This window comes from Mycoplasmopsis lipofaciens ATCC 35015, assembly GCF_000686585.1.
Classification (GTDB): Bacteria; Bacillota_I; Bacilli_A; order Mycoplasmatales; family Metamycoplasmataceae; genus Mycoplasmopsis; species Mycoplasmopsis lipofaciens.
On sequence record NZ_JMKY01000007.1, the window covers coordinates 1 to 26,222 of the forward strand.

A 26,222-nucleotide genomic window follows, 5' to 3' on the forward strand; every position below is an offset into this window, starting at 1 on the left:
TTCAATACCAAAACCTAAATCTCAATATGCAAGTTTTAAATATAAAAATGAACAACCACAAGTTGTTAGAAATATTTTAACAGAACGAGATGATTTTATGGATTATTATCGAGGTTTAAGTTGATTTCCTTCATTAGACGAAATGAAAAATAAATTTGGAAATAATTCAAGTAAAAATTTTTGAAGCTACTATATTAAATGAGTGCCATTTCCTAAAAAAGATGACGGTTCATATCGTGAATCAGAAATTATTGAAAATTTTACTAATGATTAAGAAAATTTAATATACATTAATTCGGTTCTTTTCATTGAAACAAATGAAAAAAATATTAAAACAATTGAGAATTTTAAAAAATAATAAAAATTAGTTTTTTTTCGCTAAATCTTCTTGTAAATATTTATTTTGTATATTTTCTTTTATTTTATTTCTTTGAAATTCTGAGCCAGTTTTTACTATTTTATTTTTAAATTTTCTATTTATTTTATTTATTATTTCTTCAGTTTTGCTTCTTGTATTTTTTTCTTGAATGTTAAATAATGATATTGGTTTGCCTATTTCAAATTCATTGACTAAATTAGTTAATCTTACACCAATACCCCGGTATAAATCTTCTTTTCAAAGTTGGTTGAATAGATCAAGTGCTTCTTTATAAACAAAATTTTCATTATTAGTATATGAAGTAAGATTTTTTTGTTTACTATTTCAAATTTTATTTGTGTCACGAAGCATTACAGTTATTGTTTTGCCTATTAAATTACGATTTTTAGCTCTTGTACAAATTTTAATAGTTAACTGTTTTAATATTTTGAGTAAATCTCTTTTTTCATCTAAATCATAGGCTAAAAAGGTTACTTCATTACCAATTGATTTTAAATCATTATGTTGATATGTTAATTCGCTTTCACCCAAACCTTGTGCTTCATTTAAGTAATGTTGTGTTCTAGATTTAAAAATTTTAACTAATTCATTATTATTGATATTTTGTTTTGCTAAATCACCTATAGTATTGATATTTATTTTTCTTAATTTATGTGCAGTAGGTTTACCTATTCCAAAATAATAATTAATATCTAATGGCCAAATAATTTCTTTTATCTTATTTAAAGGTGTATAAAAAATTCCAAATGGCTTACCTAAATTTGTGGACATTTTCGCTAAAAATTTGGTATGGGAAATACCGATTGTAATTGGTATTTTAAATTGATTAAATATTGTTTTTTGTATTTTTTTAGCAAAAGTGATAAAGTCAATATTTTTTACTTCATTTGTGACATCTAATCAGCATTCGTCAATTGAAAAAACCTCCAAATTTTTGCAAAAATTTAAAGAAATGTATTCAAAAATTTTATTTGATAATGTTATATATAAATCAAAATTAGGTTCAATAAAAATAGTTTTAGGCTCAATTGCTAAAACTTTATTTTTGGTTCATCCAACTTTAACACCTTTATTTTTTAATTCATAACTAACAGAAGAAACAATTGAACGTTTTAATTTTCGTCCAATTGCTAATGGTTTATTCACATAATCACTATTAAGCGATCTATGAGCACTACAAAAATAAGAGTCAAAATCAATGTGAAAAATTATTTTTTCTTTATTATTCATTTTTTAATTTTTCCCTGAGAGAATTAGCAAGCATTAGCGCACAATTAAGACGATTATAATGTTGTTTAACATTATCAAATATTTGTAATTCACCCATTTTTTTTAATTCTTCATTTTTCAATTCTTTACCATTTATAAATAATTCATAACAATTTATTAATTCTATCGCTTCATCAATGGTTTTATTTTTAATTAAGGAACATAAAATATCAGTTGCCGCTATAAAAAAAGCACAACCTTGTCCATTAAAAATAATTTCAACAATTTTATTATTCTCAATTTTGTATTTATATTCTAAATGATCAGAACATGATATACCAAATTCTTCAAATTGAAAATTGATATTTTCTTTTTTATTAACCGGTTTTAAATAATGATCCATTATTATTTTTCTTTTTTCTTCAAGATTATAAGACAAGAAAATCACCTCCATTTTTTAATGCTTCTACTAATTTATCAATATCGCTTTTATTATTATATATTGCTAAACTCACTCTAACAAACGATGTTTCATTAGTAATTTTTTGCAAATAATGAGCACAAAATATACCTGATCTTACATATATGTTTTGTGTGGCTAAATAGTGTGCAATATCTTGAGGATTGTATCGACCAATATTAAACATTATGATATGACTTTTTTTATCATTGTATAACTTAATATCTCTAATTTGTGATAATTTCTTATAGGCATAAATACTTAAATTGTCTAATTTTTTTTGAACTTCTTTATAGTCTAACTCATTTACAAAATCTAATGATTTATCAAACATATGATATGCAGCTAAATTAGGTGTTCCTGCTTCAAATAAGTTATTTTTATTTAATGTGTAGTTACAATTGTTACCATCAACATTTTTAATTGTCCCACCGCCTGTATATTTTGGTTTTAATTTATTAAGCAAATTATTTTTAATAGCTAATACTCCAAAACCAGTAGGTCCATAGAGTTTATTTGTACTAAAAGCAATAACATCACAATTTTCAAATGTAACTTTTTGATAAATAATAGCTTGTGCAGCATCATTAATAACATAAGCATTTATTTCTTTAGCTTTTTTATATATTTCTTCTATTTCTTGTTTAATATTCATGTTATTAGTTTCTTGTGCTAAAGCAATAATTTTGGTTTTATTTGATATTTTATTTAATATATCATCAGTTATGACAACTTTTGCTTTACATATATTAGCTAAATCAATTCATGGTGTCATATTTGAAGCATGATTAAATGCGTGAATTAATATTTCGTCATTTTTTTTAACAATATCTTGCATCATTAGGGCAATTTTATTTAATGAATCTGTTGTACCGCTTGTAAAAATTATTTCATTAGTATTGCAATTTAATAATTGTGCAGTTTTAGTTTTTACTCTTTTCATTAACAAGTTATTGTATATACCAATCTCACTATTATCAGTTCTACTGCTTACACTATATTTTCTATAAAAGTCATCTGAAGCTTTAATTGCTGACACTGGCTTCATAACTAACGCAGCATTGTCTAAATAGATAATTTTTTTTAACATTGGAAATTTATTTCTTATATATTTCATATATTCTATTTTAATTGATTCTATTTTATTTAGATATAACTTTTTAATTTAAACGAATTTAATTCATTTTGACAAATTTCTAAGTTTAAAAAAATAAAAAATAATCATTAATATTTAGTTATATATGTATAATAAGAAAACCAAAAAAATGTCTAATATAAAAAAATCTATTTTTGTTTTTGCAAAAAAAAAATTACTATATAATAAAAAGGCACTTATATATTTTAAAGATTAACGTTTAAGGAGGAAGTCATGAGACAAACAACAATTCTCAATAGAGAAAAAGCTGATAAGAAATGATATGTTGTTGATGCCGAAGGACAAGTTTTAGGTCGTTTAGCTGCTTTTGTTGCTTCTGTTTTAAGAGGAAAAACAAAACCAACTTTTACACCTAATGCTGACATGGGTGATTATGTTATTGTTATAAACGCTGAAAAAATTATTTTAACAGCTAATAAAGAAGAAGACAAAATGTATTACCACCATTCAGGTTATCCTGGAGGATTGAAAAGCATTAATGCAGCAAAATTAAGAGTTAAAAAACCAACCGCTTTGGTAGAAAAAGCTATTTATGGTATGCTACCACATACAAAATTAGGAAATAAACAACGTAAAAACTTATTTGTAGTTGTTGGTTCAAATCATGGACATGAAGCTCAAAAACCAGAAAGTTTAGAGGTGAAATAATATGGCTAAAAAAGAAATTATTGAATACCGTGGTTTAGGTCGTCGTAAATCATCAACTGCTCGTGTTATTTTAAGACCTGGAAAAGGTGAATTTAAAATTAATAACCGTAGCGCAAAAGATTATTTAACATCAGACTTATATATTCAAGATGCTGAACAACCATTAGTTTTAACAGAAACAAAAGGTAGTTTTGATATTATAGTTAATGTTCATGGTGGTGGATTAAGCGGTCAAGCTGGAGCAATTCGTTTGGGTATTGCTAGAGCATTATTATTGGCTAGTGATTCATATAGAGCAAAATTAAAACCTGCAAAAATGTTAACTAGAGATGCTCGTGTTAAAGAACGTAAAAAACCTGGTTTGAATTCTGCTCGTCGTGCACGTCAATTCTCAAAACGTTAATTTTTATCAATTATTTTAATAATATTACTACTTTTTCTATTAAAATAGAATATGTAGTATTTATGCGAGCGTAGCTCAGCTGGTTAGAGCACACGACTGATAATCGTGAGGTCGATGGTTCAAGTCCATTCGTTCGCACCATTTCATCGAAAGATGTCCAAATATAAATTTTGCTACCAAACTTGGTAGCATTTTTAATCATTTTTTATTTTTTATATATTGTTAATTAGTATAATTAAAATATGTATTCAAAAGATGAACAAAAAGAAATAACTGTTATTAAACAAAATTTATTTGAATATTCAAAAGTTCAAAAAAATAAAGAAGATATAAAAAAAATATTTAACAACAAATATGGCAAAATTGAATTGATTTATTCAAATGAAATTACTAGTGATTGAATTAGAAATGAAGATATTGAAATTTGCTTTTTAATTAACGGCGAAGCAATTATTCAAGATAAAAATAACAATTTAATTAATCTTAATAAGGGCGATGTGATTTATATTTCAAAGGATTTGAAACACAAAATTGTATCCACGAGCAATGATGCAATTTGAATTGCTTGTCATTTTGAAAGTGAATAGGAGAAAAAAAATGAAACAAATTAAACATGTAAAAAAATTAATAATTCCAGCAGCTGGTTGAGGAACTAGATTTTTACCAATGACTAAAATTGTTCATAAGGAATTAGTTCCGATTTTAAATAAACCTGTTATTGATTTATTAGTAGATGAAGCTATTCAATCTGGAATTGAAGAAATAATTATTATTGTTAGTCCACGTAAGAAAAATCTATTAAATTATTTTTCAGTCGACCAAGATTTACAATCAGAATTGATAATTAAAAAGAAAAAGAATCTATTAATAAAAGTTAAATCAACCAACCGTTCAACTTATATAACTCGTTGTATGCAAAATCAACAACATGGTTTAGGACATGCCTTAGCAATTGCTAAAGATTATATTTCAGATGAACCATTTGCAGTCATTTTAGGGGACGATTTAATTAGAAGCAAAGTTCCTGCGATTAAGCAATTAATTGATTTTTATTATCAACAAGATGGAGTTAATGTTTTAGGTGTTCAAGAAGTAGAAAAAGAAAATGTTTCTAAATATGGAATTGTAAAGCCTTTGAATAATAGTGAAAAAAATAATAAATTTTTTGAAATTGTCGGTGCTGTTGAAAAGCCTGAATTATCAAAAGCTCCATCACGTAAAGCAATTTTGGGTCGTTATGTTTTTAATCCTCAATTATTGGATATTTTGTCTAAAATTGAATATGATGGTAAAAACGAAATACAAGTCGTAGATGCTTTTGAAGAATTAATGAATAAATATAATCAAAAAATTTATGCATTTGAATTTGAAGGAACTAGATATGATTTGGGTTCTATGGAAGGCTTTGTTAAGGCAAATATTGACTATGCTTTAGAAGATTGCGAAATTAAGGATAAAATTTATAAATATATTGAAAGCAAAGTTAAAAAATAATGAAATTAAATAAAAAAATTTTTTGAATGAATTTTGCATTATGTTTTTTGTCAAGTATTTCTTTATCATGTAATAATAGAGCTATTAAAAATGAAATAACTTATAATTCTAAATTTGATTTTATAAATCAAGATTTAAATAAAATTTTAAAGACGAATTTTGAAGTTTTTTCAGATAAAAAAATTGATGATGTTAATTATGAACAAATTTATGTTTTTGTAAATAATTTAATTAAAAAATATAATTTAAATTATCAAATTTTAAATTTAATTGTAAATAAAATGCAAAACAAAATTAATTTTAAATTTAATATTGCATTTAATAATGAATATATATCGAAATACGTAGATATTACTATTTCGAATTTTAATTTTTCTTCTAATGTATCAGACAACGAAGAAGCTGATATTACAAAAATTAGAATTTCCAATTGAAACGTTTTAGATTATTCGAAATCGAGTAAGGAAATTAAAACTCTTGCTCTGGCTAGTATAATTAATTATTTAAATGTTGATTTGCAAGGTATTATTGAATTAAATGATGAAAAGGCTTTAATACTTCTTGTTACTAAATTAAATGAATTAAATCCAAAGGCAAATTGAAAATATATAATTAGTAACAAAAAAGATTGAAATCCAAATCTTCAAGCAAATTCTAAGCAACATGAGTATGTAGGAATTATTTATAAAAGTTCTATTTTAAAACTAAAATCGTTTATTAATGGTGAAGAATTTTTATCATATAATAATTCGACATTTGTAAATTATATTCAAAATGAAAAGATTGGTTATGTTAGACCGCCATTTGGAGCCTTTTTTGAAACAAAAGGAAAAATAAAAAATGACTTTACTTTCGTTATTAATCATTTTGATAGCCCACGTGCTAGTAAGTATGAAACAACAATTAATAATATAAATAATCATAAAATTCAATCACAAGGTTCTCAAGAGCTTGAAGAAGCTTTAAATTTATATAATTTAATGAATTGATATGATCAATTAGATGGCAAAAACAATGAATTAATTTTTATGGCTGATACCAATATTTTAGAAGGCAATGCAAATGTAGTTTTTGAAGATGCGATCAACAAGGGTTATATTTCATTAATTGATGACGATAAAAAGAATAGTACTTCATTAGCTCAGTCATTAAAAAAATATTCTCAACCATATGATAAAATTTTTTATAAAGGTGATTTAAAATATGAAAATGTTGGGTTTTATCCTTTATACAATATTTTTGAAGATAAAATTATTGAAGATTTTGATAATCTAGATAAATGAATTTATTATTTTAATAATACTCTTAAACACTCATATTCTAAAGATTATGGATATATTTATTATGGAATATCAGATCATTGTCCTATATATTTTGATGTTATTTTAAATAAAGATGACTTAGATTAATAAAAAATAGAATATTTTATTAAATTTGTACATTTTTTTCTAAAATGTTTTAATTTTACAAAATATATATTAACAATGGAAGGAATCAAGAATGAATATAAAAGAAAAGGAAAAATCAAGTGTTATAAAGGACGCTTTAAAAGAAATAACTAAAAAATTTGGCGAAGAAGCAATAATGCTTTTTGGCGAAAAGGATTACGAAAAGCATACAGAAGTATTTTCAACAGGATCTTATTTGCTTAATGAAGCATTAGGAATTGGTGGTTATCCTAAAGGAAGAATAATAGAAATTTATGGACCGGAAAGTAGTGGTAAAACTACTTTATGTTTGCATGCAATAGCTGAAATTCAAAAAAATGGTGGTATAGCTGCTTTTATTGATGCAGAACATTCTATTGATCCTATTTATGCAAAAAATTTAGGTGTTGATTTAAATAATTTAATTTTGAGTCAACCAGATTCGGGAGAACAAGCATTAGAAATTGTTGATATACTTGCCAAAAGTGGCTCAATAGATTTAATAGTTGTTGATAGTGTGGCAGCTTTAGTACCAGAAGCTGAATTAAATGGAGATATGCATGATCAACAAATTGGTTCACAAGCTAGATTAATGTCTAAGGCATTAAGAAAAATTACAGGTAATTTAAATAAAAACAAAACATCAATTATTTTTATTAATCAAATTCGTGAAAAAATTGGTGTTATGTTTGGAAATCCTGAAACAACAACAGGTGGTAGAGCTCTTAAATTTTATTCATCAATAAGAATCGAAGTTCGAAAGTCAACTTCAATTATTGATGGTAAAAATATAATGGGCAATGAAGTCAAAATTAAGGTTGTTAAAAATAAATTAGCTGCACCATATAAGAGTTTTATAACTCAAATAATTTTTAGTAAAGGGATTGATTCAACAAATGAACTTGTCGATATTGCCTTACAAAAAAATGTTTTTGAACGTAAAGGATCATGATTTTCATATCAAGGAAAAAATCTCACTCAGGGCAAAAAATCTTTAATAGATATCTTAAATAGTAATTTAGAATTTAAGCAAGAAATAGAAAAATTAGTGCTTTAGATTAATAGGAAATATAGATGTTATTTGTTTTATGCAAATAACATTTTTATAGTAGAATAATAAAACATTAATAAGGAGGGGTGATGTTTTATTTAATTAACAAAGAAAAAAACATTTCTTCATTTAAAGCTATAAAAACTTTTGCAAAAAAATTAAAAATAAATAAAGTAGGTCATACAGGAACTCTAGACCCTATGGCAACAGGGCTTTTATTAGTTGCAACTGATGATGATACAAAATTGATTTCTTATATTGAGAATAAAATAAAAGCTTATGTTGCAACTATTCGTTTTCAATATGCGACAGATACATTTGATGCAGAGGGTAATATAACATATACTTCAAATAATCTAATTCAAAAAGATTTTATCCCAAAAATTTTAGACTGATTATTAATTCAAAATTTCCAAATTCCTCCTATTTATAGTGCAAAAAAAATTAATGGCATTAAGAGTTATGAATTAGCTAGAAAAAATAAAGATGTTATTTTAACAAAACAAAAAATTAAAGTTTTTGATGCCAAGATTTTAGATTTTAATTTCGAAAAACAAATATTAAAAATTTATTTAAAGGTCAGTGAAGGAACATATATTAGATCATTGGCAAACGATTTAGCAATTCAATTTAATACTTATGGGCATTTAATTGCTTTAGATAGAGTTGAAATTGGTTCATTGAATAAAAATGACATTAAAAATAATAATTTTAGTAAAATAGATATTACACCCCTTTTAAAGCATGAATTATTTTTTGCTAATAAAAAACAAATTAAGAGTTTAAAAAATGGTTTTGAAATAGATGCTAAAAATTATCAGGAGGATGTATATTTTTTAGTTGATAAGGAAGATGTTAATAAAACTATTTTGGGTATTGTGGAATCAAATAAGCAAAAAATTAAAGTTAAAAAACTTTTTGGAAATAGACTAAAAGAATACTAAAGGAGAAAAATATGAATAAAGAACAGTTAAAAAATAATATAAAAATAGCTGCTTTTGATGTTGATGGAACATTACTTCCATATTCTCAACCAGAATTTAGCGATAATGTTACATTAATGATGAAAAAGTTAAAAAATAGAAAAGTTGTAACTGTACTTTCTACTGCAAGAGAATTTGTATCAATTGGTAAATTAATGAATAAAACTCCTGATTTGGATTATTTTATTGGTGCTAATGGAATGTTTGTTTATGATGTTATCAATAAGAAAGTCATTTTTGAAAAAAACGTTTCATTTAAAGACTTAGTTATTATGTATGATACTTTTAAAAATTATCAATATTGTTCTGGTTTTATGATTATGGATAAAAATAATGGATATGTATCTAAAAATATGGATATTGATACTTGATTTTTAAAGCCACACAAAGCAAAACTTAAAAAATTAGATTACAAGAGTGTTGATAAAGATCATCTACATATTATAACAATAGCCTGCGAAGATGATGAAGCAACTAGAATGTGTATGCAATTAGCTAAAGAAGTAATTGAACAAAATAATTTGAATTTGGAAATTAATTCACAATGACATAAAGGATTTTTTATTACTCCTAAAGGTGTTCATAAGTTTTCTACTCTAGATTGGTTATGCAATTATTTAGGTTTTTCAAGTCAAAAACATTTAATTGCTTTTGGTGATAGTTCAAATGATTTGGAAATGATTAGAGATTCTGCTTATGGAGTTTGTATGGAAGATGGAAGTGAAGAAGTTAAAAGTGTTGCCAAAGATATTGCATTAACATGTAAAAAAGATGGCGCATATTTAAAACTTCAAGAATTAGAAATAATTTAATTGCTTTATAATTACTAACATGTTAAAAATTTATAATTTTAAAAATATACCAAAATTTAATAATCCTATTTTTTTATTAGGAGCTTTTGAATCTTTTCATATAGGGCATAATTTACTTTTAGATAAGGCGAAAGAATTAAACAAAAAAAACAATAATACAAGAGATATTGTTTTAGTTTTTTTTGCTGATGTTGAAAACTTACCTAAAAATAACAAAGAAATATTTAGTGATTTAAAAAATAGGGTTCAAGAATTTAGTAATATTGGTTTTCAATATGCCATTCAGTTAAAATATAATGAAGTAGGTTATTTACAAGCAGAGGATTTTATAAAAAAATTAGTTTCTAAACAAAGTGATTATAGTTTAATTATTGGTAAAGAATTTAAATTTGGATTTAAGGCGCAAGGAGATTATAAATTATTAAATAATTTGTATTGTGATAGAGTTTATTCAATTGAACCACTAAAATTAAATAATAACATGAAGGTTTCTACTACTTTTTTAAAAGAAAATCTTGTTGACGGTGATATTGATATTCTTAATACGTTAAATGTTTTTCCATATAGTTTTTCTTGTGACATACATCAGGATGAAGATGTTATCAAAATAATTAAACATGATTTATTAATAACTTTGCATAATGGTGTTTATTTAGTAAATGTAGAAATTGGTGAATTAACCTATTTTGCAATACTGCAAGTAAATTTTGATATGTCCTATTATTTATATTTTATAGATTTTAAATTGCAATCTCAAGAATATTTGTTTGCTAGAATTATTGTTTTAAATAAGATACGTCTATTTATGAAAAACGAAAAAGAAAAAATAAATGATAATGATATTTTTGTAGCTAAGAATGAATTTATTAAATTAATTTCGCAAAATAAATTATAAATTTATTATTATTTTGTAGTTTTGTGATATTATTATTAGGCATTTATAAAAATGCAAATTTTACACTTGGTTTGGATAAAAGATTCATGCTAGGTTAAAACAAAATTTTAGGAGTTTCATAATGATTACAAAAGATCAAAAAGCAAAAATCGTTGCAAAATATGGAAAAAATAAAAACGATACAGGAAATACATTTGTACAGATTGCTATTTTAACTGCTGAAATTGAGGATTTAAAACCTCACTTTCAAAACAATCCAAAAGATAATCACTCACGTCGTGGTTTCTTAGCAAAAATTTCACAACGTCGTGTTTTATTAAAACATTTAAAAGAAAACGATTTTGAAACTTATACAAAAGCTTTAAGCGAATTAAACTTAAGAAAATAAGTTTTCTATACATAACGAAATAATTATTAAAGAGCCTAAAAAAGGCTCTTTTTTGTATAAAAAAACCAGCATAGCTGGAAATTACATTTTATGTGGAATTGAAATTCCAATTAGTCTCATACCATTTTCAAGTGTAATGTTAACAGCTTTAACTAAAGCTAATAAACTTTCTTCATTTTCATGATCAATTATTCTAGGACTATTTGAATATCATGAGTTAAATTCTTTAGCAAGTCTAATTAAATATTGAGTTAATAAATTAGTTAAATATTTTTCAGCTGATTTGTTAACAATATCTGGAAATTCTAGTAAAACACTTATTAATTTAATATCTAAATCACTATAATTAGATGCTTTAATATTATTCAAATCAAAATTATTTGATTTATTTAGTAATGAATGTGCTCTTGCGTTTGCGTATTGCACTAGAACAGCAGGATTATCATTTGTTTTATTTGTTGCAATATCAATATCAAAATCTAATTTTGAATTATAAGTTCTATCTAGTAATATAAATCTAGCACTATCAGCACCAACCAAGTCTACAAAATCTCTTAAGAAGAAGCTTGTACCTTTTCTTTTTGACATTTTATATTCTTCACCGTTTTTGATTAGTCTTACTAATTGCATGCATAAAACAACCAATTTTTTAGGATCATAACCTAGATCTTCCATAGCACATTTCATACGCTTAATATATCCCGAGTGATCTGCTCCTCATACATTCATAATTATTGGATCTTCGCCACTTGTTGTAAATTTAATATTGTGATATGCAATATCAGGCATAAAGTAAGTTAATGTACCATCACTCTTTATAATTACACGATCTTTATCATCACCATGAATTGTGGTTTTTAATCATGTGGCACCATCTTTTTCATAAGCATTTTTTAATTTTTTAATAGTTTCTTTAACCTTTTTTTGGTTATCAGCATATACGGTTCTCTCACTAAATCAACGATCAAATCAAACACCAAATTTTTTTAAATCTTTTTCTATTTCTTGTAAGTATAATTTAACACTTTCGTCTTTAAATAATGTTAAAGTGTCACCTTCTAATTTAACGTTTTTAAATTTATCTCCATATTTTTTAAAAAATTCGTTTGCTCCTCAAACAATATCTTCTCCACGGTAGCATTCTTCAGGCATTTTATATTTCTTGTCAAATATTTGTTGATATCTTGAAAACACACTTGCTGCTAGCATATTGATTTGATTTCCAGCATCATTAATATAATATTCACGAATAACATTCATTCCTGCAAATTCACAAATATTAGCAACCGCACTACCTATTGCCGCGTTTCTAGCATGACCAACATGTAAGTATCCAGTGGGATTGGCTGATACTCATTCAATATTTATATTTCCTGTTCTTTTGCCACGTCCATAATTTTTACCTTTTTGTAATATTTCATTAACTATTTCAACATAAGAATCATTAGCTAAAAAGAAGTTAATAAAGCCAGGGCCTGCTACTTCAATTTTTTTCAAATTCAATTCTTTCAATTTTGGATTTAATAAATTAATTATTTCGTTAGCCAATTCTATTGGATTTCTATCTTTATTACCCATAGCAACATTAGTTGCAAAATCTGAGTGACTTTTTGGTTCGATTAAGAAAGCATCTTTTTCAATATTTAATTTTTGTGCAGCTTCATTTAAAGCACTTAGTAATTTATTTTTTATTTCAAATTTATTCATAATTTAATATTATATACTAATAGCATTTTATTTAACAAAAAAGGGAAAAATAGCATTTTAAATAATTTATATTTTTAAATGTTAAATTAAATTTACGTAAAATTCTTTTTTATAGCATTTTTAACTCAAAAATATTTTAATTTTATTAAGTAAATAAATTTGTAAAGTTTGTTATAATAATTCTATAACTTTTTAAGGTTATTTATTAAAAGATTAATTATATTTTATTTGAAATTTAAAATAAATCTAAGGAGTAAATATGAAAGAATTTACAGCTACCATTATTGATCCTATTGGATTACACGCGCGTCCAGCAAGTGTTGTCTCATCTGTTGCATCAAAATTTAAAAGCGAAGTACAAATTTTTGTTGAAAAAACAGGTAAAACAGGTAATTTAAAATCAATAATGAATATTATGTCTTTAGGTGTTAAAAAAGGCGACACTGTTACAATTAAAGTTAGTGGAGAAGACGAAGAGGAAGCATATAAAACAATTTATGATGCTTTTAAATCTAACGACATTATTTAATTAAAAACCGCCTTGTGCGGTTTTTTATGTAGAAAGATAATAAAATATGAGTTTTAATAAATACTTATTGAAAAAAATATTTTTGATGTTATTGGGAATAATAATAACCATAACTATTAGTTATGTTGTTTTATTTATTTTTCTTCACAATAATAATTCTCAATATCCTTTAATTAAGCAATATTTTCATTTTATATTTTCGATATTTTCTAGTTTTGGGTCATTAAATAGTAATGATTTGAAAACAAGTTTTAATTCTCCCATTGAATTATTCTTTTTTTACTATCAATATAGTTTATTTTTTGTAGGTGTTTCTTTTGTTCTATCATTGTTTTTAGGTTTTATTATTGGAATATTTTTAGCTTATAAAAACGGAAAAATATCTGATATTACTATAAGTTTTATAATTTTTTCTATGGCTGCAATACCTACATTTATTTTAGCTCCAATAGCTCTAATAATAGCAAGTATTAATGATTTACCTATTAGCTTCATAAATGATGAATATTTAGGTTTTTCTTATACATTATTATCATTACTAATTCCAATAGCATTATTATCATTTACTCCAATAGCTTATTTTGCCACAACTACTAAAAATAACATGCTAGAAATTTTAAGTGAAAATTACATAACGGTTATGAAATCTATGGGTCAGTCAACAAATAAAATTTTTTGAAAAGGTATTTTTAAAAATTTATTTGCTAGTGAAATTAATCAAATAGTACCAATTTTGTTATTAACAATTAGTTTTGGTTTAATAATAGAAAGAATTTTTCAAATACCGGGTCAATCTTTGTTATTTACAACTATGTTTCAAAAACATGAAATAGATGTAATAATGACAATAATTGCTTTTAAAGCATTTTTGATTTTCCTAATTGCCTTTTTCTGTGAAATTGTACATGATGTTATTTATCTTAATGAGGAAATAGGGTGAAATAATTTGACTTGATTTCAAATTTTATATAAGAAAAGTAAAATAAAAAAGGTGGTTTTGTAGGATGAAAAATAATAATCACAGTAACATAAATGTTAACGATTTAAAATTTGCAAATAAAAAAGTGAAGCAAATCAGTGTTTCTAATTTTAAACCAGAATGAAAACTTTTTTTAAATAGATTTTTTGGTAAAAAAATTAATTGGATACTAGTGTTCACATTTTTTATTTTATTGTTCTTTATTTCTATATCTGCTATTTTCTATAGTTATAGTCCAAAATTAGCAATTTTAGATAGTGAATTATCATACAATTTGCCTAATTATTCACATAAAGCAACTATTACAAAAACTTTGGAACCTAATAGCGCTTTTTTAAAATTATTAATTCAATTAAATAATAAAAATAGTAATTTAATCATTAGTAATATACAAGTATTTGATAAATACGAAGTTGTCTATAATCCTTATATTTTGCTAAATTTATTAACAGGAAAGAATTATTATTTATTATTTGGCACAAATGAGTTGGGAATTGATAGATTTAGTTTTTTTATACATTCATTTGGTTGAACTATTTTTATTACACTAATTACTTGCTTGTTACAACTTTTTTTAGGAACATTTATTGGTACATATTTTGGATATTATTCAAAGAAAACAATAAGTAAAATTAATTATTATTTAGTTAGTACAATTAATGTTATACCATTTTTAATTATTATTGTTTTAATATTTAATCTTGTTAGTTATTCGCATATTAAAACAATAATAATATTATCGTGCATCGGTTCAGTCAATTTCTTTTATTCTAGCTATTCAATAACTATTAATGTTAAAAATATGGAATATATAGTAGCTTATAGAAGTTCAGGATTGAGTGATTTTAGAATTATTATGATTATTTTAAAACAAAATATTTGAAAAAATTTGCCAATTATTAGCGAATCCTTAGCATTAAATATTTTGGCATTAGCATCTTTAACATTTTTTAATGTATATGGAATTGACAAATATTTAACAATTGGAAACGTTTTTAGAAATTTAATAGATAATTTTGAAAACATTTCTTACACTATTTTTGTAATATTAATTACAAGTTTTTATATTTTACTAGTAAAAATATTGGGCATAAATTTATATATTGCATCTAATCCAATAATTAAGCAATAGAAAGGAAATTTATGAAATTTAAAAAAATATTTAAAATTTTATCACTACCAACATTTTTTTCATTGCCCACTGTTGCTTTATCATGTATAAATATCAGAAATTCTCGTAATCATCATGATTATGTGAAGCGTTTTAATTATCCAAATACGATTAAAGATAATTTTAATATTAATAAAGTTAAAAGAATTGAAACGGATTTCGAATCCCTTCTTACAAGTCCGTTGTTAAGATGAAAATATACTGGAAAAGCACAATATGATAGTGTTAATAATGTATTTTTTAAACCGACATTTAAATATTTAGAATTTTATCTAGCAAAAAGTATTAAAATTACGTTTAAAGATCCAACAAGAGAAGAAGTTGTTTATACGAATGATATTATTTCATTTGATAGAACAAAAAATTATGATAGTAAATCAGGTATTTTACAAATTTATAATAACGAAGATAAATTAAATATTAATAACGAAGAATTTTTTGCTAATTTAAAAAGTGCAAAAAAAATAACATTTTTTTTAAAAGATGATATTTATTATAGTGATTATTTAGGAAATCCAACACAATATTTATTAAAACCTATTGACTATTATCGAGCAATAATGTTAAATGAATCAAATCAAAATGATATTGTAAATTTATACAATAATTATAATTTGGATATTGATAAGTTAAATCCTTATGAATTTCAGGATAGACTTTCTTTTTCTTTAACAAGTAGTGCTGAAAATGAAAAAAATGACTATCTTTCATTATTTGTTTTACAAGAATTAACAAATAATTTAATTTTTAATCCAATATCTGATGAATTTTATCAATCCAAATTAAAAGAATATGGCACAAAGCTAGAAAATACTTTATTTATTAGCCAATATATTCTTAATAAAAATTCTTTGGATGAACAAATATTTATAAAAAATTATTATTCTGCCAATCAACAATTCAATGATGATGATTCTAAAATAGAGACGATAAATTTAAAATATAATCCAATTAAAATAGATGAACCTACTTATAGATTGCAAATGATTAATGGTTTTAAACAAAATTTAATTTCAGAAGCAAGTTTGAATATTTTTAATAATTATCAACAAAATGAAATTAATAATTATTCAAAAATATATGGATTAACATATGTTTTAGATAAACCAAGTAATGAAAATGTGAATACTTATTTTTACAATTTAATCCCACAAATTAAAAATGGTTCTAAATTATTATTTAATAATGCTTTTAGTAAATTATTCTATAGTTATTCTTTAAATGATATTTTGAATAAAAATTATAAATTAGATAGATATTATACTTATCAAAGTATTGAATTAAGAAGCATATTTAATCAAATAATTAATCCTTATAAATTAACACAGTTGTTAAAACATAATCAATATTGAAACAGTTTTGCTTCGCAATCATTAACTTTTGATAGTTCTAATAAAGAAAATATAAACTTTAATAAATCAATTGATTTAATACAAAATATAAATCGAATTTACGATATTCATTATTCTTATGATGAAGATGTTTTTAAAACAAATATAATTGATTTTAAAGGTCAAAATGGTTTAATATCTAACAACTTGAAAAAGAATAATATTATAAATATTGACAAACAATTATTGCCTTCAAATTATTTAGAGTTAAAAAATAGATTAAAAAAACTACTCGATGATTTTTATGTTAATAACCCGGAAATTAATAATCAATTAATTGAATGAACAATACCAATTTATAGTCCAAAGTCGACTTTATTAGAAGATGCATATAAAAGAATTATTAAAATTTTTCATAATATTGATAATAGATTAAATCCATCATTTGAATTTTTAAATAAAAATAGTTTAAATTCTTTCTCAACCAATTATCAATTTTATTCTGTTGATAATTCTTTCTCAAATCACATTTTAAAACTTATTGATAATTCTAATAATAGTTTAATAACTAGCTTAGCTTCATTTGAACTAAATATTAACAATTTAAAAAATAAAAAACTAATGTTTTTTGATTCTGTAAATTATTTATTAAACACATTATTAAAAGAATTAAAAATATCTAAAACATCTTTTTATGAATTGATAAATAAAAAAGAATTTATATTTAATAAAGATAAATTGAATTTTTTATTAAATACAAACGATGTTGATAAAACAGAATTTCAAAAAAATATAAAAAAAACATTGCAATCATTAACAACTACACAACAGCTTAAATTATTAGTCGATGTTGACAATTTTCTAGGTATTAGAGCTAATGAAACGACATATTTATTTACTAATGATTATTCCAAAGACATTGTTCAATATTTTTATGAAAAGCCTTTAAATGAACTAGGTATAACATATTTTCAGGATATTGACGTCATTATTTAACGCTAAATTTTAATATCGTTTTTTACATATTTCATATTTTTTTGTAATATAATAATTTTGGATAAATTATTGAATGTACGTTTTTCGTTAGTTAGTCTTCACTAGCACATTAATAATTCCAAGCTATAAAGCTAATTTTTTATTTGCATATTTTATAAATTTAAAATTTATAATTTATGTTCTAAAAAAACGCATATTTTCAAAATCTCAATTTATCCAGAATGGAGATTATTTTATGTCAATAGACAAAAATACAGCATTAAAAATTTGAAATTTTTGATTTAATAATGATACTGAGCACGTTGACTTTGCTGGCAGAATTATGGTTAAAGATAATTATAATAACAGAGATAGCCATTATGGTTGAAACATTGATCATTTAATACCTTTAACAAAAGGCGGGAAAACAACATATGGAAATTGTAGACCTGTTAATATTCTTTCTAACGATATAAAAGGTAATAAAACAACTTGAGAGGATGGTGATAAATCATATCAAGTGAAAAAAACCAAACCATTAGAATTTTCTGATGGTTCAAAAGTTAAGTGTTATGAATATTTTTGTACAAAAATTTAAGTTTGCGAAGAATGTAATTGTCCTTTAAACCAGTGTGTCTGCAAATGTGAAGAGTGTTGAAATTATGTCGAATAAAATTCAAATAATCAAAGATCAAACACTCACAATCCAAATAATATAGCTTATAAGCAAAACAATGATAATTGTTCAAATCAATTAAATAGTAATCACAATATTACTAATAACAATCGTGCAAACCAATTAAATCCTAATTTCAATAAAAAATAATGCTCAAAATTAAATAAAAAAAGCCAACATATACATTTGTTGGTTTTTTTTATTTAATTATTGAAGTAAAAAAGTAATAAAAAAAGCGGCTCCCTACTCTCACATCTCTGCTACCATCGGCACTAAAGGGCTTAACTACTGAGTTCGGAATGGATTCAGGTGCTCCCCTTTGCTATAACCACTGTGATTATTATGATAGCATAATTTTTAAAATCACCAAGAAAAAAATATTTTTTATATTTTTGAGCTAAAAAAGTAATAAAAAAAGCGGCTCCCTACTCTCACATCTCTGCTACCATCGGCACTAAAGGGCTTAACTACTGAGTTCGGAATGGATTCAGGTGCTCCCCTTTGCTATAACCACTGTATTCTAAATAATACAATATTTTAAAAATATTCAAAATATTTTTTTTATTTTTTATTTAATAAGATCATAGCTATGACAAATATTTTATTTTGAAAATATATAATTAATAATTTTAGTTAAAAAAAGTAATAAAAAAAGCGGCTCCCTACTCTCACATCTCTGCTACCATCGGCACTAAAGGGCTTAACTACTGAGTTCGGAATGGATTCAGGTGCACACCTTTGCTATAACCACTATAAAATATTTTTAACAAATTTAGTCATTTTTAATGAAATGGTACGTCCTAGAGGACTCGAACCTCCGACCCAATGGTTAAAAGCCATTTGCTCTACCGCCTGAGCTAAGGACGCATATATGTTCCGAAGGAACATATGGTACCCAGAACTGGACTTGAACCAGCACGAACTAATGTTCGAGGGATTTTAAGTCCCTTGCGTCTACCTATTCCGCCACCTGGGCATTTCAACTTGTTAAAAATGCTATTTAATTATAGTATAAAAAAATGAAACACCAAATATTTTTTTTAATTATTTTTTTAAAAAGCGAAAAATAAAAATCACACATAAATGTGATTATATTTCTTCTATTGATAATTCAAATTTTCCAATTAGTTCATGACTAGAACTATAAAGAGAATATGAAAATTCTTTTTTAATTTTTTCAATGCTTATATTATGCATTTCTGTATAAATAATAAATTCTTGGCCATTAACTTTAATAAATGAATTTGCGGCTTTAATCCCAAAAGGAATATTTAATGTTGTATCTCCAGCCATGATATTTACTTGTTTTTCATTAATTTCTATTCTATTCATTATGTTTTGACTAGGTTCTCTAAACTGATAAACATGATAATTAATGTTGGTTAAATTATCTAAAAATTTTTCATAATGAGCATTAGCTTCAAATTCTATTGTATTTTTTTCATCATTTTGATGTTGAATGGATTTAAATTTTATTTTCATTTATTTAGCCTTTCAAAAGTAACATCTTTTCCAAATAAATAAATTGATTTTGCTAATTCTGGACCACTTTCTTTAAATGTGGTTGCTAAACGAATTGGATGAAATAATTTTTTACCACTTTTTTTAGTTATTTCTTTAGTAATATTGATAGCACTTTGGATTGCTTCAATTGTAAAGTTACTTTTTTCTAATTGTTTTTTAAATTCTTTAATCACTAATAATTCATCATCTGTAAAATTAAAATTAATGTCATGAATAGGATTTTCATATTCGTTTTTAATTATTTTTAAATTTTCAAGAGTGAATACACTTTCTTTAAAAGTATCAACAAAAACTTTTGTTCATTCATCATTATTAAAATTCAATTTTTTAATAATATCTTGTGTTGGTGTATTTTTTATATATTGCTTTGAAAATCATTGCATTTTTTGAATATCAAATTTTGATGGACTTTTGCTTAATCTATTAGGATCAAATTCTTCAATTAATTTTTCTCTTGATAAAATTTCATTTTCATCCTTTGTGGATCAGCCTAGAAGAGCTAAAAAATTGAATATTGCTTCTGGACTATAACCATCATTGCGATAATCTTCAATAAATTGTTTAGTATTTGTATCGCGTTTAGATAATTTTTTACCTTCCATATTTGTAATTATAGTTAAATGTCCAAATTTAGGTGGTTCTCAATTTAGTGCGTCATATATTGCCAATTGTTTTGGTGTGTTTGTTATGTGTTCTTCACCCCTTAATACATGAGTGATTTCCATATCATGATCGTCTACAACAACAGCAAAATTGTATGTAGGATAACCATCACTTTTAATAATAACTCAATCACCTATTTCATTAGAATTAAAACTAATATTCCCTCTTACAATATCATTTCAACTATATTGTTTGTTATTTTTCATATTAAATCTAATCGAATATTGCCCTAATTTATCTCTACGTTTTTTTTCTTCATCTGTTATTTGTAAAAAGTTTTTATTATATCTAAAACTAGCAACACCTTTTTTGTTACTTTCTTCATGTTGTTTTTCCAATTCTTCTGAAGTATCATAAGCTTTATATGCTAAACCTTTTTCAATTAATTGATTTGCGATTTCTTTATATCTCTCGAGTTTTTCACTTTGGCGATATTTACCATGTTTTTTATTTGGTTTTTGGGGACATTCGTCAGGTATGATACCTAATCATTCTAAATTTTGTAATTGACTTTCTTCACCACCAACAACATTTCTTTTAATATCTGTATCTTCTAATCTAAAAACAAAATCTCCGCCAAAATGTTTAGCATATAAATAGCAAAATAATGCTGTTCTTGCTCCTCCTATATGTAGATAACCAGTTGGACTTGGCGCATATCTTGTTCGAATTTTTTTATTATTCATAAAGCCTCTTTTCACTAATAATTTAATAATTATCAATTATATAACATCTTTAAATTTTGAATATTTTAATATTTTTGCAAAAGTTTTTTCTAAAAAACATTTATTTCTAAATATGCTTTTAATTAGTTTAATTAGTCAAAAAAACTATATTTTTTTGTGTTTATATTACTCGAAATATAAGGTAAAAATAGACAATTTTTTCAAAACATTTTATGGTATAATTCTAAGTATTAATTTATTAATACTAAGTTAATAATTAATTAGGAGTGTTGTATATGAAAAAAAACAATAATAAAGAAGACGAAATTAAAAAAAGTTTGGATGAAAAAAATAATGAAATTCATGAAGAGTTAAATGAAGATTTTATTCCTGATGAGGAGTTATTTGTAGCATTTAAACCGACACAAAAAATTAAAGAAAAAATCGAAGAACCAGAAGAAGAAGCACCACAAAACAAAGAAGAATACAAGGTACAATCACAAATCATAGAAGTTCCTACAAATGGTATCAATCCTGTAGAAGTACAAAAAGAAATGAAAAATTCGTTTCTTGAATATGCAATGAGTGTTATTGTTTCTCGTGCATTACCAGATGCAAGAGATGGTTTAAAACCTGTTCACCGCCGTATTTTATATGGTATGAATGAACTAAATTTAACTTATGGCGCAAAACACAAGAAATGTGCGCGTATTGTTGGAGATGTTTTGGGTAAATACCACCCACATGGCGACAGTTCTGTATATGAAGCTATGGTTAGAATGGCTCAAGAGTTTTCAATGCGTTATCCATTAGTAGATGGACATGGTAATTTTGGTTCAATAGATGGTGATGGTCCAGCTGCTATGCGTTATACAGAGGCTAGAATGAGTAGTTTGGCTAGTGTTATGCTTGATGGTATAAAAAAAGACACTGTTGATTTTGTAGATAATTATGATGCTAGCGAATTAGAACCTTCTGTTTTGCCTTCTAGAATGCCTAATTTATTAATAACTGGCGGTTCAGGTATTGCGGTTGGTATGGCAACAAGTATACCTCCACACAACATCCGGGAAACAATCGATGCAACCATTGCTTTAGCTAGAAATTCAGAAATTTCTATTCCTGAATTAATGGAATATTTACCTGGCCCTGATTTTCCAACAGGGGCTATAATATTGGGTAATAGTGGTATAAAAGATGCTTATACTACAGGTAAAGGTTCTATTCCTATTCGTTCTGTTGCTAAGGTTGAAGAATATGCAAATGGTAAAAGCAAGATTATAGTTACTGAAATTCCATATGAAGTGAAGAAAACTGCAATAATTGAAAAAATAGCAGAACTTGTTAAAGATAAAACTATTGAAGGTATTGCGGATTTAAGAGATGAATCATCTCGTGAAGGAATTAGAATAGTAATTGATGTAAAAAGAAATGTTAATCCGCACATTTTGTTAAATCAATTGTATCGTCAAACTAATTTGCAAGTCAATTATAATGTTAATTTTGTAGCACTTGTTGATGGAGTTCCAAAATTATTGAATTTAAAACAAGCACTTGAAGTTTATTTAAAACATCAAGAAGTTGTTGTTACTCGTAGATTACAATTTGATCTTAATAAGGCTCAAGATAGATTGCATATTTTGGAAGGTTTAAAAATTGCAGTCGAAAATATCGATGAAGTTATTAGAATAATTAAAGCCGCAAAAAATGATCAAGAAGCACAATCTAATTTAGCAAAACGTTTTGACTTAAGTGAAAAACAAACAAAAGCTATTGTTGATATGAGATTAGGCCGTTTAACAGGTTTAGCAATTGATAATATGTTAGAAGAAATGGCTCAATTGAAAGAAGAAATAAATAAATTAACAAAAATTCTTAATAGTCATGATGAACTCATTAATTTAATTGTTGAAGAATTAACAGAAATTAAAGAAAAATATGGTGATAAACGTAGAACTACAATAAATTATGATATTCAAGGCACTATAACTGATGAAGATCTAATACCTGTTAGAGATATTGTTATTACCACAAGTTCTAAAGGATATGTAAAAAGAATCGATCTTGAAGAATATCGCACACAACGTCGTGGCGGTGTTGGTCATAATACTATGAAAACCTATGATGATGATGATATCGCTTCTATAATTACAACATCAACTCATACTGATTTATTATTATTTTCAAACTTTGCTCGTGTATATCGTATTAGAGCACACGAAATTCCAGAATTGTCTCGTCAATCAAAAGGAATACCATTTATTAATGTTGTTCCATCATTACGTGTAAAAGAAAATGAAAAAATTGTTTCAATGCTGCCTGCATATGATTATGATGATGACAAATTATTTCTATTTACAGCAACTAAAAATGGAATTATTAAAAAAACTTCTCTAAAAGAATACGAAAGAATTAATTCAAATGGTAAGTATGCATTTAATTTACGTGAAGGAGACGAATTAATTCGCGCTATGATAATTAGCGATGATGATTTAATACTTCTAGCAAACGATAGAGAAAGAATTATCAAATTTCAATCAAGTGACTTTAGGGCTATTAGTCGTACTGCAACAGGTGTTAAAGGTATGAAATTAGATTCCGAGGAATTGGTTACATCTGCCTCAGCAAGTAATGAAGGCGAATTAATTCTTACTATCGGTCGTAAAGGATTTGGTAAATTAACACATCATTCTCAATTTAGGTTAATTAAACGTGGTGGTAAAGGGGTTAAAGGAATTAATTCTAAAGCTGCCGGAAATATTATTTTTGCTCGTTTTGTTAATCCTCAAGATGAATTATTAATAATTACTTCACAAGGTACAACAATTAGAACAGCAATTGATCAAATTAGTCAAACAGGTCGTGCTGCTAAAGGTGTTAAGATTATGAGTCTAAAAGATAAAGATGAAATTCAAGCAGTTGAAATAATTAAGATAAATGATTCTATAGATTCAGATAAAACTAGTGCAGCAAATGCCGTTTTAGAATCTGTAAAATTACAAACCCAAGAAATTGAATTAAATGATGATGTTGATAATGAAAATTATGAAGATTAATTAAAAAGGAATATTGTTTTATGTTTAAAGAATTAGAAAATTTAAAAATTAAAAATAAAGTTTATTTAAGAAATAATACATTTGTTTTTAAGAATAATTCTAAGGAACCATTAAGCAATTATTCCTTTTTTTTACTAGCTGAAGCAATAGATAAAATTTTTTTAAAAAACAATTATCGAAAAATTATGATAAGCCATGAAGGCATTAATTTTAACAAAAAAATATATGATGTAATAGGTTACTATTTAAATGAAAAAAAATATCTAATATTAAATTATGAATCATTATTATCAACCAATTTAATATTAGATGAAAAGTTTTATAAATCAGGTTATTATGATGTTTTAATTAAATTTATACAAAAATCGAAAAATGTATTAGAAATGAAAATATATAGTGATAATTTTGAGTTAGTTAATTCAAATGAAATTTTAAATTATTATAATAGTTTAAACATTGAATATTTACCTTATAAGGATTTTATTTCGACAAATATTAATTGTTTAAGTTACATTGAAAATATGTCCTCTAAAAAAGATATGTTGAAACCATTTGCCAATATAAAACAAAGATATAAATCTAAAAGTTTTATTGCCTGTAAAGATTATTTTTCATCAAAATTAATAAGTGATTTATTAAAAAACTATAATACAGATTTTAAAATTCCTAAAAAAAATAAAAATTATCGATGAATTAATTTTTCAACTAGTTTTTTTTATCGTTGGTCTTTAATTAAACAAAATTATAAAAATATTTTTTATTTTGATGATTTATCAAATATAAAAATTGCATTATGATTAAATAAAAAATTTACACAAATGAAATTTCAAGATATTGTTTTAATTTATCTAGATTTCTTTTTTGAGGAATTGAAAAGAGCAAAAGTTGATATTAGTGAAAAATTTATTGTTATTCCTCAAAATGCCACTTATCAAGTTATTGATTTAGTTAATCAATATAAAGTTAAATGATTCTATTATGATGAAGATAAAAATAATAATAAATTTAATGATCCAAATTGTCTATTTGTCTTTATAAACAATAAAGTGATTGCAAATCCAAGATATTCCATTCAATTTAATAATTATTATTTTTTCATATGTTTAATTTGAATGTTAAATACTTATACAAATCGAAATAATTTATTAAATTTTAAATGTAAAAGAATCAATGAAGTTTTTGGTAAATTAAAAATAAAATCAAAAAAATATAAATTTAATAAAAATTTAATTAATCCATTAATAGAATCTGCTAAGGAAATGATAAACGTAATCCATAACCGGAACGATAATTCTAAAACATTATTAAAAAATATTAATATATTTAATAAATGAAATGATGATAAGTTGATTTTATTTAAACTAATTACAAATAAACATCATCAACTAGTTTTTATTTATGATGATATTACTTCAAAACTCATTGTTGAATTTCAATTATGTTATGAATATGAATTCAAATCTTATAATGTTTTTTTAGATAAATTAAAATTGGGTTATTTTGTTTTAAAACTTTTATCTAAAGCTAAAAAAATTCATTTAAAACAAATAAAAAACAACAGCAAAAAATAAAAGTTTATATTTCGCTGACTGTCTAATATAAATTTAATGAAATATTTTTTTATAAATACAGATGTGTTAC

24 protein-coding genes, 3 tRNA genes and 3 rRNA genes are annotated in these 26,222 nt (G+C 24.3%); 19 read left to right on the top strand and 11 right to left on the bottom strand.

The window, feature by feature from the left end; all coding sequences use genetic code 4:
* Nucleotides 1–274 (top strand): hypothetical protein (locus T388_RS03915; RefSeq protein ID WP_036456924.1); only part of this gene is annotated, 274 nt, incomplete at its 5' end.
* Between the two features lie 90 nt (nucleotides 275–364).
* On the opposite strand, the gene T388_RS0102655 is transcribed toward T388_RS03915, so the two are convergent.
* The 3 genes from T388_RS0102655 to T388_RS0102665 are packed head-to-tail and all read right to left on the bottom strand — an operon-like array spanning nucleotide 365 to nucleotide 3,165.
* Nucleotides 365–1,609 carry a Y-family DNA polymerase gene (locus tag T388_RS0102655; protein ID WP_027120768.1) on the bottom strand — a complete coding sequence of 415 codons (1,245 nt, stop codon included), beginning with the start codon at nucleotides 1,607–1,609 and terminating at the stop codon, nucleotides 365–367.
* Complete coding sequence (locus T388_RS0102660; RefSeq protein ID WP_245598353.1) at nucleotides 1,602–2,036, bottom strand: iron-sulfur cluster assembly scaffold protein; 435 nt, start codon at nucleotides 2,034–2,036, stop codon at nucleotides 1,602–1,604. The genes T388_RS0102655 and T388_RS0102660 overlap by 8 nt, the downstream gene beginning before the upstream one ends.
* On the bottom strand, nucleotides 2,017–3,165 hold the full coding sequence (locus T388_RS0102665) for an aminotransferase class V-fold PLP-dependent enzyme (protein ID WP_027120770.1): 1,149 nt from the start codon (nucleotides 3,163–3,165) through the stop codon (nucleotides 2,017–2,019). The genes T388_RS0102660 and T388_RS0102665 overlap by 20 nt, the downstream gene beginning before the upstream one ends.
* 252 nt (nucleotides 3,166–3,417) lie before the next feature.
* Between T388_RS0102665 and rplM the strand changes: the two genes are divergently transcribed.
* From rplM to rpsO, 11 genes are all read left to right on the top strand, one after another.
* Nucleotides 3,418–3,852, top strand: coding sequence for a 50S ribosomal protein L13 (gene rplM / locus T388_RS0102675; RefSeq protein WP_027120771.1), 435 nt, complete (start codon nucleotides 3,418–3,420; stop codon nucleotides 3,850–3,852).
* Nucleotide 3,853: 1 nt separating this feature from the next.
* The gene (rpsI, locus tag T388_RS0102680; protein ID WP_027120772.1) at nucleotides 3,854–4,255 is read left to right on the top strand and encodes a 30S ribosomal protein S9; all 402 of its coding nucleotides are present in this window, start codon (nucleotides 3,854–3,856) and stop codon (nucleotides 4,253–4,255) included.
* A gap of 64 nt (nucleotides 4,256–4,319) precedes the next feature.
* Nucleotides 4,320–4,396, top strand: a tRNA-Ile gene (locus T388_RS0102685).
* 101 nt (nucleotides 4,397–4,497) lie between these two features.
* Nucleotides 4,498–4,842: a cupin domain-containing protein gene (locus T388_RS03740; RefSeq protein WP_051586200.1), complete on the top strand. Its 345-nt coding sequence runs from the start codon at nucleotides 4,498–4,500 to the stop codon at nucleotides 4,840–4,842.
* A 10-nt stretch (nucleotides 4,843–4,852) separates the two neighbouring features.
* A complete protein-coding gene (locus tag T388_RS0102695; protein WP_036456927.1) occupies nucleotides 4,853–5,749 on the top strand; it encodes a UTP--glucose-1-phosphate uridylyltransferase in 897 nt (298 codons plus the stop codon).
* The gene (locus T388_RS0102700) at nucleotides 5,749–7,158 is read left to right on the top strand and encodes an endonuclease/exonuclease/phosphatase family protein (RefSeq protein ID WP_027120774.1); all 1,410 of its coding nucleotides are present in this window, start codon (nucleotides 5,749–5,751) and stop codon (nucleotides 7,156–7,158) included. Before T388_RS0102695 ends, T388_RS0102700 begins: the two co-directional genes overlap by 1 nt.
* A gap of 91 nt (nucleotides 7,159–7,249) precedes the next feature.
* Nucleotides 7,250–8,233, top strand: coding sequence for a recombinase RecA (recA, locus tag T388_RS0102705; RefSeq protein ID WP_027120775.1), 984 nt, complete (start codon nucleotides 7,250–7,252; stop codon nucleotides 8,231–8,233).
* Between the two features lie 83 nt (nucleotides 8,234–8,316).
* A complete protein-coding gene (gene truB, locus T388_RS0102710) occupies nucleotides 8,317–9,171 on the top strand; it encodes a tRNA pseudouridine(55) synthase TruB (protein WP_027120776.1) in 855 nt (284 codons plus the stop codon).
* Between the two features lie 11 nt (nucleotides 9,172–9,182).
* Complete coding sequence (locus tag T388_RS0102715) at nucleotides 9,183–10,022, top strand: YcsE-related riboflavin metabolism phosphatase (protein WP_027120777.1); 840 nt, start codon at nucleotides 9,183–9,185, stop codon at nucleotides 10,020–10,022.
* A 19-nt stretch (nucleotides 10,023–10,041) separates the two neighbouring features.
* Nucleotides 10,042–10,917 carry an FAD synthase gene (locus tag T388_RS0102720; protein ID WP_036456930.1) on the top strand — a complete coding sequence of 292 codons (876 nt, stop codon included), beginning with the start codon at nucleotides 10,042–10,044 and terminating at the stop codon, nucleotides 10,915–10,917.
* A gap of 121 nt (nucleotides 10,918–11,038) precedes the next feature.
* Nucleotides 11,039–11,305, top strand: coding sequence for a 30S ribosomal protein S15 (gene rpsO / locus T388_RS0102725; RefSeq protein WP_027120779.1), 267 nt, complete (start codon nucleotides 11,039–11,041; stop codon nucleotides 11,303–11,305).
* 81 nt (nucleotides 11,306–11,386) lie between these two features.
* Here the strand turns inward: rpsO and argS are convergent, their stop codons facing one another.
* Nucleotides 11,387–13,012: an arginine--tRNA ligase gene (gene argS / locus T388_RS0102730; RefSeq protein WP_027120780.1), complete on the bottom strand. Its 1,626-nt coding sequence runs from the start codon at nucleotides 13,010–13,012 to the stop codon at nucleotides 11,387–11,389.
* A 259-nt stretch (nucleotides 13,013–13,271) separates the two neighbouring features.
* Here argS and T388_RS0102735 point away from each other — a divergent pair, with 259 nt between their 5' ends.
* The 5 genes from T388_RS0102735 to T388_RS03745 all read left to right on the top strand — a co-directional run bounded on the left by T388_RS0102735 (nucleotide 13,272) and on the right by T388_RS03745 (nucleotide 18,595).
* Complete coding sequence (locus T388_RS0102735) at nucleotides 13,272–13,541, top strand: HPr family phosphocarrier protein (protein WP_027120781.1); 270 nt, start codon at nucleotides 13,272–13,274, stop codon at nucleotides 13,539–13,541.
* 46 nt (nucleotides 13,542–13,587) lie between these two features.
* Nucleotides 13,588–14,544 (top strand): ABC transporter permease subunit, encoded by a 957-nt coding sequence (locus T388_RS0102740; protein WP_027120782.1) that lies wholly within the window; start codon nucleotides 13,588–13,590, stop codon nucleotides 14,542–14,544.
* Nucleotide 14,545: 1 nt separating this feature from the next.
* Nucleotides 14,546–15,652, top strand: coding sequence for an ABC transporter permease subunit (locus T388_RS0102745; RefSeq protein ID WP_027120783.1), 1,107 nt, complete (start codon nucleotides 14,546–14,548; stop codon nucleotides 15,650–15,652).
* Nucleotides 15,653–15,663: 11 nt separating this feature from the next.
* The gene (locus T388_RS0102750; RefSeq protein ID WP_051586201.1) at nucleotides 15,664–18,018 is read left to right on the top strand and encodes an OppA family ABC transporter substrate-binding lipoprotein; all 2,355 of its coding nucleotides are present in this window, start codon (nucleotides 15,664–15,666) and stop codon (nucleotides 18,016–18,018) included.
* Between the two features lie 235 nt (nucleotides 18,019–18,253).
* Nucleotides 18,254–18,595 (top strand): HNH endonuclease family protein, encoded by a 342-nt coding sequence (locus T388_RS03745; protein WP_036456936.1) that lies wholly within the window; start codon nucleotides 18,254–18,256, stop codon nucleotides 18,593–18,595.
* A 308-nt stretch (nucleotides 18,596–18,903) separates the two neighbouring features.
* On the opposite strand, the gene rrf (T388_RS0102760) is transcribed toward T388_RS03745, so the two are convergent.
* The 7 genes from rrf (T388_RS0102760) to gltX all read right to left on the bottom strand — a co-directional run bounded on the left by rrf (T388_RS0102760) (nucleotide 18,904) and on the right by gltX (nucleotide 21,546).
* Nucleotides 18,904–19,009, bottom strand: a 5S ribosomal RNA gene (gene rrf / locus T388_RS0102760).
* A gap of 76 nt (nucleotides 19,010–19,085) precedes the next feature.
* Nucleotides 19,086–19,191: ribosomal RNA gene (rrf, locus tag T388_RS0102765) — 5S ribosomal RNA — on the bottom strand.
* 131 nt (nucleotides 19,192–19,322) lie between these two features.
* Nucleotides 19,323–19,428 (bottom strand): 5S ribosomal RNA (rrf, locus tag T388_RS0102770).
* Nucleotides 19,429–19,464: 36 nt separating this feature from the next.
* Nucleotides 19,465–19,540, bottom strand: a tRNA-Lys gene (locus tag T388_RS0102775).
* Nucleotides 19,541–19,562: 22 nt separating this feature from the next.
* A tRNA-Leu gene (locus T388_RS0102780) sits at nucleotides 19,563–19,649 on the bottom strand.
* A gap of 113 nt (nucleotides 19,650–19,762) precedes the next feature.
* Nucleotides 19,763–20,155: a DUF1934 family protein gene (locus T388_RS0102785; RefSeq protein WP_027120785.1), complete on the bottom strand. Its 393-nt coding sequence runs from the start codon at nucleotides 20,153–20,155 to the stop codon at nucleotides 19,763–19,765.
* Nucleotides 20,146–21,546: a glutamate--tRNA ligase gene (gene gltX, locus T388_RS0102790; protein ID WP_027120786.1), complete on the bottom strand. Its 1,401-nt coding sequence runs from the start codon at nucleotides 21,544–21,546 to the stop codon at nucleotides 20,146–20,148. Before gltX ends, T388_RS0102785 begins: the two co-directional genes overlap by 10 nt.
* A 275-nt stretch (nucleotides 21,547–21,821) precedes the next feature.
* Between gltX and gyrA the strand changes: the two genes are divergently transcribed.
* Together gyrA and T388_RS0102800 are read left to right on the top strand one after the other, a co-directional pair.
* Nucleotides 21,822–24,581 carry a DNA gyrase subunit A gene (gene gyrA, locus T388_RS0102795; protein WP_027120787.1) on the top strand — a complete coding sequence of 920 codons (2,760 nt, stop codon included), beginning with the start codon at nucleotides 21,822–21,824 and terminating at the stop codon, nucleotides 24,579–24,581.
* A gap of 20 nt (nucleotides 24,582–24,601) precedes the next feature.
* Entirely contained in the window at nucleotides 24,602–26,152 is a 1,551-nt protein-coding gene (locus T388_RS0102800) for an MAG5620 family putative phospho-sugar mutase (protein WP_051586202.1), read from the top strand.
* Nucleotides 26,153–26,222 lie beyond the last annotated feature (70 nt).